We start from the raw sequence: 15,725 nt of genomic DNA on the forward strand, positions 1-15,725 counted from the left end.
CGATGACCATCGGCATCATCGCGGCCTTCCTCGGAGGCGTGCTCGCCCTGCTCAGCCCGTGCGGCGCGCTCCTCGTCCCGGCGTTCTTCGCGTTCACCACCGCGGGCGCCGGCCGGCTCCTCCTGCGCACCGGGATCTTCCTCCTCGGCCTGCTCACGATCCTGCTGCCGATGGGAGCCGGTGCCGGTCTCATCGGCAGCCTGCTCACCGAGCACCGCTCGACCCTCATCCTCGTCTCCGGGGCCGTGCTCGTCGTCCTCGGGATCCTCCAGATCCTCGGGATCGGCTTCGACCTGGGCGCCCGCCTGCCCGGTGGTGCGCGTGCTGCGACGGCGAGCGCCGGTCCGCGGGGTGCCCGCCGGGACGCCGGGCGGTCCGGTACCGCCGGAGGCGCCGAACCCGCCGACCGGACCGGGGGCGCCGGATCAGCCGATCGGACCGGGGGCGTCCCCGGGCTGCTGAGCTCCTATGTGCTCGGCATCGTGTCGGGCGTCGCCGGGTTCTGCACCGGACCCATCCTCGGCGCAGTCCTCACCATGGCGGCCTCGGCCGGCACCGCGGCATCCGGTCTGCTCCTGCTGTTCGTCTACGCCCTCGGGATCGCCGCTCCGATGCTCGTCATCGCCACGGTGTGGCAGCGGCTCGGCGCCTCCCGCCTGCGCTGGCTGCGCGGCCGCACGATCACCGTGGGCGGCCGGGAGCTCCACTCCACGCAGGTGATCGGCGGCCTCGTGTTCATCGCCGTCGGCCTCGTCTTCATGCTGACCAACGGGCTCATCGGAGTGCCCGAGGTGCTCTCGATGACCGTCGCGTCGTGGCTGCAGTCCACCGTGCTCGGGCTGCCGGCCTGGGCGAACGTGCTCATCGGTGCGGCCCTCCTCGTGATCCTGTGGTTCGTCGTCCTCACCCCGCTCACCGCCCCGGGTCGGCCCCTGGGTTTCCCGGCCGGAGAGACCTGGGCCGATGCGGCACGGCGCAGCCGCCAGGGAGGACCTGCCGCAGCGACGGCTCCGCGGAGCGGGCCGGGCAGTGCGGCTCGTGAGGACGAGGCCGAAGGAGAGCCCGGTGCGGCTCACGACTCTCCCGCCGAGGTCGTGTTCGCCTCGCGCCGCGAGCGGCTGCGCGCCGAGCACCGCCGCCGCTGACAGACACCGCCGGGCCCGCATGCGAGCACGGGCCGGCCCGCGCCTCGGCGACGGCTCCCCGCAGGTTCCCACCCGGCTCCCCGTCCGCGGTTCGCCGTGCCCGCACCGGACCCTGCGCGGCCGGTGCGCGCGAGGCCCCGCCGGGGTCGCGGGCCGGGTAGGCTCGAGAGGAGACGTAACCCTGCGCACGAGGCTGTGAGCAGGGCGGAAGTGAGAACCGGAGGAGTCGCCATGACGAACGCCCACGCCCACACCACCAGCGCCCTGCCGATCGCCGAGCAGGTCGTCCTCGTCACCGGCGGCGCCCGGGGACTCGGGGCCGCGGTCGTCAAGGCCTTCTTCCAGGAGGGCGCCGCGCTCGTCATCAACTACCGGCACAGCGCCGACGCCGCGCACGAGCTCGCCGAGGCGATCCGCGCCCGCGGCGGCCAGGCGCTCGCCGTCGAGGCCGATGTCACCGACTTCCGCGCCGTCGTGGCGATGTTCGACGCCGCCCGCGCGGAGTTCGACCGGCCGGTGTCCACGGTGATCAACAATGCGCTCGTCGACTTCTCCTTCAACGGCGACGAGCGCGACGGCGCCGACGAAATCTCCTACGCCGCGCTCGAGGCGCAGTACCGCGGCACGGTGGGCGGTGCGCTCAACGTCATCCAGGGTGCGATGAGCGGGTTCCGCGAGATCGGTTCGGGCCGGGTGGTCAACGTCGGCACGAACCTGTTCCAGAACCCCGTCGTGCCCTACCACGACTACACCGCGGCGAAGGCGGCCCTGCTGTCGCTCACCCGCACCTTCGCCAAGGACCTCGGCCCGGCCGGGGTGCGCGTGAACATGGTGTCCGGCGGGCTGCTGCGCACCACCGACGCCTCCTCTGCAACCCCGGCGGAGGTGTTCGACGCGATCGCGGCCGGCACGCCCCTGGGCCACGTCACCACGCCGGAGGAGTTCGCCTCGGCGATCACGTTCTTCGCCTCGCCCGCCTCCCGGGCCGTGACGGGGCAGAACCTCGTGGTCGACAACGGCCTCGTCATGGACTGAGCCGCGAGCTGCTCCGGGGCCGTCCCAGTGCGGTTCGTCCGGCTCCGGGGCCACTGCAGTGCGGATTCCGGGCGTCGACCGCACTGGATCGACCGGGGAACCGCGTTCTGCGGCCGGCAGACGCCCGCCTGCCGGGTGCCGCCGGTGATCGTGTCCCGCCTCGCGGGGTCCGGTCAGCGCAGGTCGTCGAGGAAGGCGAGGACGCGGCGCCACATCAGAGCCGCGCCCGCCTCGTCGTACTCCGGGTTCGTCGGGTCGGCGAACAGGTGCCCGCTGCCCGGGTAGACGTAGTGCGCGGTCTGGGCGCCGGATTCGGCCGCGGAGCGGATGAGCCGCTGCGGCGCACCCTCCTCGATCCACGGATCGCCGACGCTGTGGTGGATCTCGAGCGGCACGTGGGACTGCCAGCTCGTGGGCTTCGGCACCCCGCCGGCGTGGAACAGCAGGGAGCCCGCGGCGCGCGGGTCGCGCTTGCCCATCGACTGCGCCATCGCTGCGCCGAGCGAGAACCCGCCGAACACGAGCGGCCCCTCGAGATCCTCGATGAGCGCCGAGGCGCGCCGGGCGAGCTCCGGGAAGCCCACCTCGTCGCGGTAGGCGATCCCCGGTTCGGTGGTCTCGAAGACGTGCCCGTCGTAGTAGTCGGGGGTATGGACGGTGTGCCCCGCATCGGTGAGGACGCGCGCCATGAGGCGGATGCCGTCGTTGAGGCCGACGGCGGAGTGGAAGAGAACGACAGTGGTCATGGGCTCATCCTCGCCCACGCCGCGGGACCGCGCAACGGCCCTCGGCCCGGTCCGGCAGGACCCGGACGAGGAGCGGACCCGGCGCCGGAGGCGGGATGCGCACCGGGGCCGACCGGGTCGTAGGCTGGGAGGAGGTCCGCACCGTCGCGGGCCGCGACCCGGGCCGCCCGGTCCGGTGCCTGCGTCGGCACCGCCGGCGCCCACCGCCGCCGCATCGGAGGATCATGGCCGTCACCCGTCGCCTTCCGCGCTGGCAGGAGCTCGCCCCGCTCCTGCAGTTCGATCTCACCCTCAACCGTCGGCGCGCGCGCCTGAGCCGGGTCGGGGACATCGCCGACCTCCGCACGATCGCCCGCCGCCGCACCCCGCGGGCGGCCTTCGACTACGTCGACGGGGCGGCCGGGGCCGAGCGCACCCACCAGGGCAACCGCGCGGCCTTCGACGACCTCGTGCTCACCCCGGCGATCCTCGCCGGCAACGCCGAGGTCGACCTGTCGACGACGATCGCCGGCCGCCGGTCCGCCCTGCCGGTGGGGATTGCGCCCACCGGGTTCACCCGGATGATGCAGACCGAGGGCGAGGTCGCCGGGGTCCGCGCCGCCGAGCACGCCGGCGTGCCCTTCACCCTGTCGACCATGGGCACCCGGTCCGTCGAGGACGTCGCCGCCGCTGCCCCGGCTGCCACGAAGTGGTTCCAGCTCTACCTGTGGCGCGACCACGAGGCGTCCCGCGCGCTCATCGAACGGGCCTGGGCGAGCGGCTTCGACACCCTGCTCGTCACCGTCGACACCGCGGTGGCCGGGCTCCGGCTGCGCGACACCCGCAACGGCATGACGGTGCCGCCCAAACTCACCGCCGGCACCGTGCTCGACGCCTCGTACCGGCCGCAGTGGTGGTTCGACCTCCTCACCACGGACCCGCTGACCTTCGCCTCGCTGTCGGTCAGCACCTCGGACCTCGCCTCGCTCATCAACGGGATGTTCGACCCGACGCTGAGCATCGAGGACCTCGCCTGGATCCGGGAGATCTGGCCGGGGAAGCTGTTCGTCAAGGGCGTGCTCACCGCCGACGACGCCCGCCGCTCGCTCGACACCGGCGCCGACGGCCTGATCGTGTCCAACCACGGCGGCCGGCAGCTCGACAAGGCCCCGGTCACTCTCGACGCCCTGCCCGAGGTGCGGGCCGCCGCCGGGGACGACGTCGAGATCATGTTCGACTCCGGGATCATGACCGGCTCCGACGTCATCGCCGCGCTCGCGCTCGGCGCGGACTTCGCGCTCATCGGCCGCGCCTACCTCTACGGCCTCATGGCCGCCGGCGAGGCCGGGGTGCGCAAGGTGCTCGAGATCCTCGAGCGGGAGATGCGGGTGACGATGCAGCTCATGGGGGCGGCGGACCTGTCCGAGCTCACCCCGGAGATGGTGTGCCGGATCGAGAGGTGAGGGCGCCTCGGCGGGGGACGCCGGCACCTGAACGCCTGAGCCACGACGACGGCCGCCGACCCGTGAGGGGTCGGCGGCCGCCGGGGCACTCAGCGAGGAGTGCCGCGGGATTCTTCCCGCTGCGGGCCTCAGCCCGCGGTGGAACTCAGTACATCGCGTGCTGGCCGCCGTCGATCGGGATGACGGTGCCGTTGATGAACCCGGCGTCCTCGCTGAGGAGGAAGCTCACCAGGCCGCCGACCTCCTCCGGCTTGCCGAAGCGCTTCATCGGGTTGACCGATACGAACTGCTCGCCGGCGGACTCCCAGTTGTCGGGATCCATCTGCTTGAGCGAGTTCTCGACCATCGCGGTCATGATCGCGCCCGGGGCGATCGCGTTGATCCGGATGCCGAACTGGCCGTATTCGCGGGCGGAGTTGCGGGTGAGGCCGATGACGCCGTGCTTCGAGGCCGCGTAGCCCGACTGGTTGCCGACGCCGCGGATGCCGCCGACGGAGGCGGTGTTGACGATCGAGCCGAAGCCCTGCTCGCGCATCTGCTTGAGGACGTGGGCCATGCCCTGGAACACGCCGTTGAGGTTGACGGCGATGACCTTGGCGAACTCCTCGGCGCCGAAGTCCTCGGTGAGGTTCTGCTTGCCCTCGATGCCGGCGTTGTTGAAGAAGCCGTCGATCTTGCCGAACTTCGCCACCGTCGCGTCGACGTACTTCTTGACGTTCTCCTCGCGGGTGACGTCTGCGGTGATGACCTCGACCTGCACCTGCGGGGCGGCGTCGAGGACGAGCTGCTTCGTCGCTTCGAGCCCCTCGGCGTTGAGGTCGACGAGGACGAGCTGGGCGCCCTCGGCGGCGAGACGCTCCGCGACCGCCTGGCCCAGACCGGATCCGGCACCGGTGATGATGATGGACTTGCCTGCATAGCGATCGGTCATGTCGAATCACTCCTCGAGAATCGGGATCGGGCGGCCGTGGTGTCGCCCTCCACCAGGGAGAATCGATTCCCGGGTCCGCGTGTTCCCGGCCGGTAGGTCTGTCGCATCACACCTCGCCCGTCCCGCTCGCGCCGGACCGGTGGCCTCAGCGGAAGACCCCGAAGGCCCCCAGGATGAACCAGAGGAGCAACAGGCCCATGAAGGTGTACGCGGTGGTGATCTGATTGGCCTCGGTTCTGCTGGCCTCGAACGCGCGCGACCATCGATCCCAGTACGACAGCGGCGGATCCGGTGTCGTCGGATCAGCGGGATCGGGCCCCGGCTCCTCATCTCCGGGCCCTCGCCGGACGGTCGGGTCCGGGATCGGGCCCCGGCTCCTCATCTCCGGGCCCTCGCCGGACGGTCGGGTCGGATTTTGGTGGCGGCTCTACGGTCGCGGGCTCACCGCCGGGAGCCGGAGCAGGCTCGTCGGAGGGGACCGAGGACTCGGCTTCGGTGTTCGGCGGAAATACCGGTCCGGGCCCCGCGGCCGGGAGACCGATGGAGTCGAAGGACGGCGGCTCCGGGAACGAGGTGGAGACCTCGAAGGGATCCGATTCGTCGTTCTTCTCGTTCATCGCGGCAGACCTCCTCTGATCGCTCGGTTCCACGCTACGAGCGATCGACCGAGCGCTGCACGCGGATCTGCTCCGATGTCGGAAAGTACTGTGGCCGTCCGGTCGCACGCCACCCACCTGCGCGCACGCCGCGGCTAGACTGCGAGACGATGCTGACCACGCCCGAAGTGCCCGCCCGGAGCCGGCCGCTGCCCCGTCGCGGGGTCCGCCGGTGAGCACCCCCGTCATCCTCATCGCGCTCGCCGCGATCCTCGTCGGCGCGGTGCTCCAGCGGCTGTCCGGCACCGGGGTGGGGCTCGTCGTCGCTCCCGTGCTCGCACTGCTGCTGGGACCGGCGCTCGGCGTGTTCATGACGAACGCGACGACGATCGTCTCCGGCTTCCTCATCATGCTCGCCGTCATCCGTGAGGTCGACTGGAAACGCTACCTGATCTTCGCCCCCACCGCGCTGCTCGGCGCGGTCCCCGCCGCGCTCCTCGTCCGCGAGCTCGACGCCGCCTGGCTCAACATCGTCATCGGTGGCGTCGTGCTGCTCGCCCTCGGCCTGACCTTCGGGATGCCGCGGGTGCCGCACGTGCAGTCGCCGGCACTCACCGGGACGGCGGGGTTCGTGGGCGGGTTCCTCAACACGAGCGCCGGGGTCGCCGCACCTGCGATGGTCATCTACTCGCGGTTCGCCCGCTGGGACCAGCGCTCCTTCGCCGCCACCATGCAGCCGACCTTCATGACGATGGGGATCTTCTCCGTCGGGACGAAGGTCGCCGTCGGGGCCACGACCTTCGATCAGCTGCCGCCCTGGCAGCTGTTCGGGGCGATCGTCGTCACCGTGGTCCTCGGGATCCGGATCGGCGGATGGCTCTCCCGGCGCGTCCCGACGCACGTCGCTCGGCGGCTCGCGATCACGCTCGCCGGTGCCGGCGGTGCGGTGGCGCTCGTGCGCGGCATCCTCATGCTCTGACCGGTCATCTGTGGTGAATCTGTCTCTCGGTGCGGTCGCGGCACGCCGAGGTGCGATTCCGGGACGGTGCGGTGCGGTGCTGCCGCGGAACGGCGCGGCGACCCGTCGCCGCGATGGATCAGAGCACCCCGAAGATCTGCTCCAGGATGAAGACGATGATCGACCCGAGCACGGCCCACATCACGAACTCGACGAACGACAGCTTCCGCTCACCCGGCCGGTCCCGTTCCGCTTGGGGGATGTGCCGACGGCCGTCCGGGTGTCAAAGCGGGACCTTCGCCGGCTTCCGACCGGACCCGACCGCGGGCGAGGCGGGATCCGGGTCCTGAGCCGACTCCCGGATGCGCGGCTCCCGGGCCAGCGCGGAGAAGTCCGGGAGCACGGGCTCGGCCCGGCCCCCGGAGGCCGCCGCAGCGGCCGGCTCCGGAGAGAGCACCTCGGATGCCGAGGCGACCGGACCGGGGTCCGGGGCAGGTGCCTCGGGCCCGGGCGACGGGACCGGCGGGTGCGGGCGTCGGAACTCGGCGAAGGACACCGGCTCCGGGAACGCGCTCGTCACCTCGAACGGGTCGGTCGCATCCGCCGAGGGCCGATCGTCGTCACCCCGGCGTGCGCCCGGCGCGCCGCTCACCCCTCGAGCGCCCCGCGCATGCGCTCGAGCACCTCGGGATCCTCGATCGTCGAGGGGACGACGACGTCGGAGCGGTGGTCGGCGATCTCGCGCATGGTCTTGCGGAGGATCTTGCCGGAGCGGGTCTTCGGCAGCGCGGGCACGATGTCGACCCGCTTGAGGGCGGCGACCGGGCCGACCTCGCTGCGGACGAGCGTGACGAGCTCCCTGGCGAGCGCCTCGGCATCGGTGTCCTCCCCGTCGGCGAGCACGACGAAGGCGCGCGGCACCTGGCCCTTCGTCTCGTCGTGGACGCCGATCACCGCGCACTCGGCGACCGCCGGGTGGGCTGCGATCGCGGCCTCCATGGTGCCGGTGGACAGGCGGTGCCCGGCGACGTTGATGACGTCGTCCGTGCGACCCATGACGTAGACGTAGCCGTCCTCGTCGAGGTAGCCGCCGTCGCCGGTGAGGTAGTACCCCTCGAACGCGGAGAGGTAGGAGGAGACGAAGCGCTCGTCGTCGCCCCACACCGTAGCCATGGTGCCCGGTGGCAGCGGCAGGCGGATGACGACGAGGCCGTCCTGCCCGGCCGGCACGGGTTTGCCGCCGGCATCGACGATCTCCACCTGGTACCCCGGCACCGGCTTGGTGGGCGAACCGGCCTTGAGCGGGAAGCGGTGCAGCCCGATCGGGTTCGTGGCGATCGGCCAGCCGGTCTCCGTCTGCCACCAGTTGTCGATGACCGGGATGTCGCGGCCGGTGGCTGCGGCGAGCTTCTCGGTCGTCCAGGCGTAGGTGTCCGGGTCGAGCCGCTCGCCGGCGAGGAACCAGCCGCGGACGCTCGACAGGTCGTACTGCTGCATGAACGCGCCGTCCGGGTCCTCCTTGCGGATCACGCGCATCGCGGTCGGGGCTGCGAAGAAGACGTTCGCGCGATGCTCGGAGACCACGCGGAAGAACGTCGAGGCGTCCGGGGTGCCGATCGGCTTGCCCTCGAACAGGACCGTGGTGACACCACCGATGAGCGGGGCGTAGACGATGTAGCTGTGCCCGACGACCCAGCCGACGTCCGAGGCGGTGAACATCGTGTCCCCGGGGTGGAGGTCGAACAGGTTCGGCAGGGACCAGGCGAGCGCCGTGGCGTACCCGCCGGAGTCGCGCACGATCCCCTTGGGCCTGCCGGTCGTCCCCGAGGTGTAGAGCACGTAGAGCTCGTCGGTCGCCTTGACCGGGGTGCAGGGCGCGCCCTCCGGGGTGGCGTCCATGAGCTCGGCATAGTCGAGGTCGCGGCCCTCGACCAGCGTGCAGGGGTGCTGCGGGCGCTGGACGATGACGGTGAACTCCGGGCGCGCCTCGGCGAGCTCGAGCGCGCGGTCGAGCAGCGGCTTGTACTCGATGACCCGGCTGCGCTCGATCCCGCACGAGGTGGAGATCACGGCCTTCGGGGCGGTGTCGTCGATCCGGACGGCGAGCTCGTGGGCGGAGAAGCCGCCGAACACGACCGAGTGGACGGCCCCGAGGCGCGCGCAGGCGAGCATGCTGATGACCGCCTCGGGGATCATCGGCATGTAGATGATCACCCGGTCACCCTTGCCCACCCCGCGGTCCGCGAGCACCCGGGCGAAGCGTGCGGTGAGCTCGGTGAGCACGGCGTAGGTGTAGGTGCGCACGGTGTCGGTGACCGGGGAGTCGTAGACGAGCGCGGCGTCGTCCCCGCGGCCGGCGATGACGTGGCGGTCGAGCGCGTTGTAGCAGACGTTGAGCTCGCCGTCGGGGAACCAGCGGTAGATCGGGGCGCGGCTGTCGTCGAGCGCGCGGGTGGGCGGCGTGGTCCAGTCGATGAGCCCGGCGGCTTCGAGCCAGAAGCCCTCCGGGTCCTCGGCCGCGCGGGCGGCGGCCCGGGTGTACGGGTCGGCGGGCTGCTGATCGCGCGGGGTTCCGGGGTGGGTCATGGTGCGTCCTTCGGTGGGGCCCGCAGCAGTGGGGGCGCGGCGGGCGACGGTACCTGCGTCCCACCATTGTGGACCCGATCACACCGATGCGGCAGTTCCGACCCCGGCGTCGTGGAATCGGGTACACGCCGAGGCGCCCGCCGGCGGGGATGCCGGAGGGCGCCTCGGGAGGAGTGCTGCGGGAGGGGTCGCTCGGGCGGCGGCGCCGCCGGGGGCGGAGCGTCAGAACAGGAAGACGGGGAACCAGAAGCCGTTGAGCAGCGTGAGCCCGCCGACCACCCCGGCGACGACGAAGGCGATCGTCCGGTTCTCCGCGTAGCCGTGGAGCTCGCGGCCCTCGGCGTCGCGGGTGCTGTTCGTCAGCAGGAGGATCGCGTCGATGATCCACCACACGCCGAAGCCGCCGAGGGTGACGAGCTTGAGCACGCCGGTGCCGATCTTCCCCAGGTAGAACCGGTCGACGCCGAAGCTGCCGACGAGGATCGACAGGAGTGCCGCGGTGAGGAACGAGCGCTGACCGTGGTGGTCCCGGGCGCCGACCGTCCCGGGGGTGGGCTGGAACCCGGCGCCCGGGTGGGTCTGCGGCAGCGGATGGTGGGTGACGCGCCCCTCGGGCCCGCCGGCGGTGTACATGGTGTGGATCCGCTCCGCGTCGCCGTCGAAGGCATCGTGGCCGGCGGGGCCGGCTCCGGCGGGAGGGGTGGCGCGGGGGTGGGGGTCGACGGAGGGAGGGAAGGTCGGGGTGTTCATCGGAGCTCCTCGAATCGGGTGGGGATCCGGGGCGATCTCCCGGTTCCTCGTGCTTCGATTCTTCTCCGTGCGCCGCGCGCGGGCACTGGGGCTTCCCCTACTCGGGGGTGCGGGAAGCCGCTCGGATCACGGGGCCGGGCGCGAGGTGCGAGGCGCGGGCAGGGCGTCGACCTGGCGGACCCGGGCCACGCGCCAGGTGCGAGGTGGGCGCGGGGTCGGCGCCGGCTGCGGGCCCGCCCGGCGCCTGGTTGAGACAGCAATATCCTGCGGATCCGTTCTCAGGAACCACAGGATAGTGCTGTCTGGCAGGGGCGGGGGTGTCAGATCTTGTTGCGGCTGACGAGCTGCTTGGCGATGACGCCGAGCTGGATCTCGTTCGTGCCCTCGCCGACGATCATGAGCGGGGCGTCGCGGTAGTAGCGCTCGACCTCGTACTCCGTCGAGTAGCCGTAGCCGCCGTGCACGCGGATCGCGTCGAGCGCGACCTCGGCGGCCATCTCCGAGGCGAAGTACTTCGCCATCCCGGCCTCCATGTCCACGCGCTCACCGGAGTCGTAGGTGCGGGCGGCGTGGAGGACGAGCTGGCGGGCGGCCTCGAGCTTCGTCGCCATCGTCGCCAGGTGGTTGCCCACCGACTGGTGCTTCCAGATCGGCTTGCCCATCGACTCGCGCTCCTGCGCGTACTTCACCGCGTCGTCGAGCGCGGCCTGGGCCACGCCGAGCGAGCGGGAGGCCACCTGGATACGGCCGATCTCCAGGCCCTTCATCATCTGCTTGAAGCCCACGCCCTCGGTGCTGCCGAGCAGCTGGGACTGCGGCAGGCGCAGCCCGTCGAAGGAGATCTCGCAGCTCTCCACACCCTTGTAGCCGAGCTTGGGGAGGTCCTGCGAGATGCTGAAGCCCTCGCCCTTCTCCACGAGGATGATCGAGATGCCCCGGTGACGGGGCTCGGCCTCCGGGTCGGTCTTGCACAGCAGCGCGAGGAGGTCGGACTTCCGCGCGTTGGTGATCCAGGTCTTGGTGCCGTAGATGACGTAGTCGTCGCCGTCCTTCTTCGCCACGGTGCGCATGGCCTGGAGGTCGGAGCCGCCGCCGGGCTCGGTGAGCGCCATGGTCGCGCGGATCTCACCGGTGGCCATGCGCGGCAGGTACTTCTCCTTCTGCTCGTCCGTACCGAACTCGAGGATGAGCTTGGAGACGACGGTGTGGCCGCCCATCGCGCCGGCGAGCGACATCCAGCCGCGTGCGAGCTCCTGGGTGATGTGGACGTAGGCCTCGGTGGAGACCTTGCCGAAGCCCCAGGGCTCGGGGATCGCGAGCCCGAAGATTCCCATCTCCTTCATCTGCTCGATCCACTGGGTCGGGTACTCGTTGGCGTGCTCGACCTCGTTGACGGTGGGCCGGACGTCGCGGTCGATGAAGTCCGCGACGGTCTTGATCATCATCGTCTCTTCGCTGCTGATGGTCATGGGAGCTCCTTACGGGGGTGGGGTTCGGTATTCGGGCTGGGCGGTGGTGCGGAGGTCAGATCAGGGTGCCGTCCCGGGCCGCGGTGCGGGTGCGGCCGAGCGACAGGCCGGCGTCGCGGGTGCGGGCGAAGAAGTCGGTGCCCTTGTCGTCGACGACGACGAAGGCGGGGAAGTCCTCGACCCGGATGCGCCACACGGCCTCCATCCCGAGGTCGGCCATGTCGAGCACCTCGACCTCGGTGATGCATTCCGCGGCGAGCCGGGCGGCCGGGCCGCCGACGGATCCCAGGTAGAACCCGCCGTGCTCGCGGCAGGCCTCCGTCACCTCGACGGAGCGGTTGCCCTTGGCGAGCATGACGAGCGAGGCGCCGGCAGCCTGGAAATCGCGCACATAGGCGTCCATCCGGCTCGCGGTGGTGGGGCCGAAGGAGCCGCTCGGCATGCCCTCGGGCGTCTTCGCCGGACCCGCGTAGTACACCGGGTGGTCACGGAAATAGGACGGCAGCTCCTCACCGGCCTCGAGCGTCGCACGGAGCCGGGCGTGGGCGATGTCGCGGGCGACGATCATCGTGCCGGTGAGCGACAGGCGGTCGCCGACGGCCCGTGCGGAGAGATCGGCGCGGATCGCGTCCATCGGCCGGTCGAGGTCGATCGGGGTGACCTCTCCGGACTCGATCTCCTCCACGGTGCCGGCGGCCGGCAGGAAGCGGGCGGGGTCGTGCTCGAGCTCCTCGATGAATACCCCGTCGGCGTCGATCCGGGCGACGAGCTGGCGGTCGGCCGAGCAGCTCACCGCGATCGCCACCGGCAGGGAGCCGTTGTGGCGCGGCAGCCGCACGACGCGGACGTCGTGGCAGAAGTGCTTGCCGCCGAACTGAGCGCCGAAGCCGAGCGTCTGCGTGAGCCGGAGGACCCTGTCCTCGAAGGCGCGGTCGCGGATCCCGTGGCCGGTCGCGGCATCGCCGGTCTCCGGCAGGGTGTCGAGGGAGTGGGCGCTGGCGAGCTTCGCGGTCTTGAGCGCGGCCTCCGCGGTCGTCCCGCCGATGACGATCGCGAGGTGGTACGGCGGGCAGGCCGCGGTGCCGAGCGAGGAGATCTTCTCCGCGAGGAAGTCGAGCAGGCGCTGCTCGTCGAGGATCGCCTTCGTCTCCTGGTAGAGGAAGGACTTGTTCGCGCTGCCGCCGCCCTTGGCCATGAACAGGAGCTCGTAGCCGCCGTGCGCATCGAGCCCGATGTCGATCTGCGCCGGCAGGTTGGTGCCGGTGTTCGTCTCCTCGAACAGGGAGAGGGGAGCGAGCTGCGAGTAGCGGAGGTTGAGGTCGCGGAAGGCGGCGTGCACCCCGCGGCTCAGGTGCTCGGCATCCGCGCCGTCGGTGAGGACGTCCGCACCGCGCTTGGCGGTGATGATCGCGGTGCCGGTGTCCTGGCACATCGGCAGCACCCGGCCGGCGGACACGACGGCGTTCTTGAGCAGGTCGAGGGCGACGTAGCGGTCGTTGTCGCTCGACTCCGGGTCGTCGAGGATGCGGCGCAGGCTCGCCAGGTGGTCGGTCCGCAGGAAGTGCGCGATCTCGGTGAAGGCGGTGCGGGCGAGCTCGGAGAACACGTGGGGGGCGATGGTGAGGAAGGTGCGCTCGGTGCCGGCCACCTCGGCGCGGGCGATGTCCACCCCGTCGATGTCCAGCCGCCGCATGGGCACCGCGGCGGGCCCGGTCGGCAGGATCTCCGAGTACCGGAAGTCGGCGGTCGGGGTGCTCATCAGACCGTGCCCTCGGCGTGGAGGGCGGCGATCTGCTCGGGCGTCCGGCCGATCCCGGCGAGGATCGTGTCGCTGTGCTCGCCGACGGCGGGGATCGGGTCCATCCGGTACTCGACGCCGGACATCGTCACCGGCGGCAGCACCGCCTCGATCGGGCCGGCCGGGGTGTCGATGGAGGTCCAGCGGCCGCGGTCGACGAGCTGGGGGTGAGCGGCGACCTCGGACATGTCGCGCTGCCGGGCATGGGCGACCTGCGCCTCGAGGAGGAGCTTCTCGCACGCGTCCCCGGTGTACCCGGCGAACACCTCGTCGATCACGGCCTCGAGCTCCTCGCGATGGGCGAAGCGCTGGGCGGCGCGGTCGAAGCGCGGATCGAGTGCGATCTCCGGGCGGCCGAGCACGGTCTCGCAGAACCGCTGCCATTCGCGCTCGTTCTGGATCGCGAGCACGACCTGGGCGCCGTCGCCGCACGCGAACGTGCCGTAGGGGGCGATCGCCGCGTGCGAGGTGCCCGCCCTCACCGGCCGCGAACCGCCGTAGCGGGTGAAGTAGAGCGGGAAGCCCATCCACTCGACGAGCGAGTCGAACAGGCTGACCTCGAGCGCGGCGCCCTCACCGGTGCGCTCGCGGGTGTAGAGCGCGGTGAGGATGCCGGAGTAGGCGTACATGCCGGCGGAGATGTCCGCGGTGGAGATGCCGGTCTTCGCCGGGAACTCCTCCGTCCCGGTGACGGACACGAGGCCGGCCTCGGACTGCACGAGCGCATCGTAGGCCTTGGCGGTGCGGTAGGGGCCGTCGGAGCCGTAGCCGGACACGGAGACGTGGATGAGGCGCGGGTTGAGCTCGCGCAGGCGCTCGGCACCGAGGCCCAGGCGCTCGGCGGCACCGGGAGCGAGGTTCTGGACGAACACGTCGGCCTCGCGGACGAGGTCGTCCATGATCCCGGCGGCCCCCGGGGCCTTGAGGTCGAGGCCGAGGCTCTCCTTCGACCGGTTGAGCCACACGAAGTGGCTCGACTGGCCGTGCACCGTGGTGTCGTAGCCGCGGGCGAAGTCTCCGACGCCGGGCCGCTCGATCTTGATGACGCGGGCGCCGAGGTCGGCGAGCTGGCGGGTGGCGAACGGGGCGGCGACGGCCTGTTCGCAGCTGACGACGGTGATGCCTGCGAGCGGGAGCTCGGTGGTCATAATCCCTCCACGATGAGGATCGGCGGTGCGGTTGGGCCGGATGCGGTGCCCTGCCGGACCCGCGGCCCGGCGGTGGTGCGGTGCACGGATGAGCGGCGCCGGGGCGCGGATCGCGCCTGCGAGACGACGAGACGGTCCGACCCACTTGAAGACATGATTCCACAGATGATGCATGATTCCAAGACAGATGTCTCAGAACTACCGAAACGAGGTAGCGAAGGGTAGGATCGAGGGGTGTGCGCACGCGCACGGGGCGGGTTTCATATCGTCCGTCCTCGATCATCCATTCTTCCTGCGGAGGTCACCGGTGACCGCAACCCGAGGTGCAGCCCCGGCTGCGACGAAGCGCGATGTCATCATCGCTGGTCTGCGGCGCCGGATCCTCGCCCGCGAGCTCGAGCGCGGCGCGCGCCTGCGCCAGGACGAGGTGGCCGCCTGGTTCGAGTCCTCGATCACCCCGGTGCGCGAGGCGCTGCGGGCGCTCGAGGCCGAAGGGCTGGTGACCTCGGAGGCGCACCGCGGTGTGCGCGTCGCCGGCGTGCAGATGGAGAATCTCAAGGCGCTCTACATCACCCGGCGCCTCACCGAGGCCTATGCCATGGAGCGCGCCACCCCGCGGATCTCGAGGCACGAGCTGCGCACGGCCGAGCGCCTCCTCGACGAGCTCGACGAGGCCTCCGCCGCCGGCGACGCCGCGGCCCGGAACGCGAAGAACATGGAGTTCCACTTCTTCTTCTACGACCGCTGTGGGCTGCCCGGGCTGCGCGACGACATCGAGGCGCGCTGGCACGCCTTCCCCTGGGATCTCACGCTCGACAGCGCCGAGCGGCTCAGTGACGTCAAGGGCGAGCACCTCGCGATCGTCGAGGCGGTGCGGGCCGTGGATCCGGCCGCCGCCGCGCGCACGGTGAGCGAGCACATCGCGCACGGGTTCCTCAGCCTCGCCGCGCAGGTGTCCGGCGGGCCCGTCGAGGATCCCTTCGACATCGACGTCGACTGAAACAGCAATTTCCGAAGGTTTCTGACGGCCGGCGTCATACAGTCATCGCAACACTCGTTGTCAGGGTAGGTGCGAAAGGGGTTGTGTGATGGTCGGGTCGAGGAATGCGGGCAGGGTCGGT

13 protein-coding genes are annotated in these 15,725 nt (G+C 71.4%); 5 read left to right on the forward strand and 8 right to left on the reverse strand.

What is annotated here, in order from left to right; genetic code table 11:
• Window positions 1–2: 2 nt before the first annotated feature.
• Together AB0I45_RS05790 and AB0I45_RS05795 are read left to right on the forward strand one after the other, a co-directional pair.
• Window positions 3–1,145, forward strand: coding sequence for a cytochrome c biogenesis CcdA family protein (locus tag AB0I45_RS05790; RefSeq protein ID WP_360317308.1), 1,143 nt, complete (start codon window positions 3–5; stop codon window positions 1,143–1,145).
• Window positions 1,146–1,376: 231 nt separating this feature from the next.
• Window positions 1,377–2,180: a 3-oxoacyl-ACP reductase gene (locus AB0I45_RS05795; RefSeq protein ID WP_360317311.1), complete on the forward strand. Its 804-nt coding sequence runs from the start codon at window positions 1,377–1,379 to the stop codon at window positions 2,178–2,180.
• Between the two features lie 173 nt (window positions 2,181–2,353).
• On the opposite strand, the gene AB0I45_RS05800 is transcribed toward AB0I45_RS05795, so the two are convergent.
• Window positions 2,354–2,926, reverse strand: coding sequence for a dienelactone hydrolase family protein (locus AB0I45_RS05800; RefSeq protein WP_360317314.1), 573 nt, complete (start codon window positions 2,924–2,926; stop codon window positions 2,354–2,356).
• Between the two features lie 224 nt (window positions 2,927–3,150).
• Here AB0I45_RS05800 and AB0I45_RS05805 point away from each other — a divergent pair, with 224 nt between their 5' ends.
• A complete protein-coding gene (locus tag AB0I45_RS05805; protein WP_360317317.1) occupies window positions 3,151–4,368 on the forward strand; it encodes an alpha-hydroxy acid oxidase in 1,218 nt (405 codons plus the stop codon).
• 145 nt (window positions 4,369–4,513) lie between these two features.
• Here AB0I45_RS05805 and AB0I45_RS05810 read toward each other — a convergent pair whose 3' ends face one another.
• Window positions 4,514–5,299, reverse strand: coding sequence for a glucose 1-dehydrogenase (locus AB0I45_RS05810; protein WP_247424022.1), 786 nt, complete (start codon window positions 5,297–5,299; stop codon window positions 4,514–4,516).
• 828 nt (window positions 5,300–6,127) lie between these two features.
• On the opposite strand from AB0I45_RS05810, the gene AB0I45_RS05815 reads away from it, so the two are divergent.
• Window positions 6,128–6,874: a sulfite exporter TauE/SafE family protein gene (locus AB0I45_RS05815; RefSeq protein ID WP_247424017.1), complete on the forward strand. Its 747-nt coding sequence runs from the start codon at window positions 6,128–6,130 to the stop codon at window positions 6,872–6,874.
• A 262-nt stretch (window positions 6,875–7,136) separates the two neighbouring features.
• On the opposite strand, the gene AB0I45_RS05820 is transcribed toward AB0I45_RS05815, so the two are convergent.
• From AB0I45_RS05820 to AB0I45_RS05845, 6 genes are all read right to left on the reverse strand, one after another.
• A complete protein-coding gene (locus tag AB0I45_RS05820; protein WP_360317321.1) occupies window positions 7,137–7,505 on the reverse strand; it encodes a hypothetical protein in 369 nt (122 codons plus the stop codon).
• Window positions 7,502–9,439, reverse strand: a complete 1,938-nt coding sequence (locus AB0I45_RS05825) for an acetate--CoA ligase (RefSeq protein WP_360317324.1) — start codon at window positions 9,437–9,439, stop codon at window positions 7,502–7,504. Before AB0I45_RS05825 ends, AB0I45_RS05820 begins: the two co-directional genes overlap by 4 nt.
• Window positions 9,440–9,661: 222 nt before the next feature.
• Window positions 9,662–10,189, reverse strand: a complete 528-nt coding sequence (locus AB0I45_RS05830) for a TM2 domain-containing protein (RefSeq protein ID WP_247424013.1) — start codon at window positions 10,187–10,189, stop codon at window positions 9,662–9,664.
• A 320-nt stretch (window positions 10,190–10,509) separates the two neighbouring features.
• Window positions 10,510–11,658 (reverse strand): acyl-CoA dehydrogenase family protein, encoded by a 1,149-nt coding sequence (locus AB0I45_RS05835; RefSeq protein WP_360317328.1) that lies wholly within the window; start codon window positions 11,656–11,658, stop codon window positions 10,510–10,512.
• 55 nt (window positions 11,659–11,713) lie between these two features.
• A complete protein-coding gene (locus tag AB0I45_RS05840; protein ID WP_360317331.1) occupies window positions 11,714–13,417 on the reverse strand; it encodes a FumA C-terminus/TtdB family hydratase beta subunit in 1,704 nt (567 codons plus the stop codon).
• The gene (locus tag AB0I45_RS05845; protein ID WP_360317334.1) at window positions 13,417–14,604 is read right to left on the reverse strand and encodes a CaiB/BaiF CoA-transferase family protein; all 1,188 of its coding nucleotides are present in this window, start codon (window positions 14,602–14,604) and stop codon (window positions 13,417–13,419) included. Before AB0I45_RS05845 ends, AB0I45_RS05840 begins: the two co-directional genes overlap by 1 nt.
• 307 nt (window positions 14,605–14,911) lie before the next feature.
• Between AB0I45_RS05845 and AB0I45_RS05850 the strand changes: the two genes are divergently transcribed.
• Window positions 14,912–15,604, forward strand: coding sequence for a GntR family transcriptional regulator (locus AB0I45_RS05850; protein WP_360317337.1), 693 nt, complete (start codon window positions 14,912–14,914; stop codon window positions 15,602–15,604).
• Window positions 15,605–15,725: the final 121 nt, after the last annotated feature.

It is taken from the genome of Brevibacterium sp. NPDC049920 (genome assembly GCF_040656435.1).
Taxonomy (GTDB): domain Bacteria; phylum Actinomycetota; class Actinomycetes; order Actinomycetales; family Brevibacteriaceae; genus Brevibacterium; species Brevibacterium pityocampae.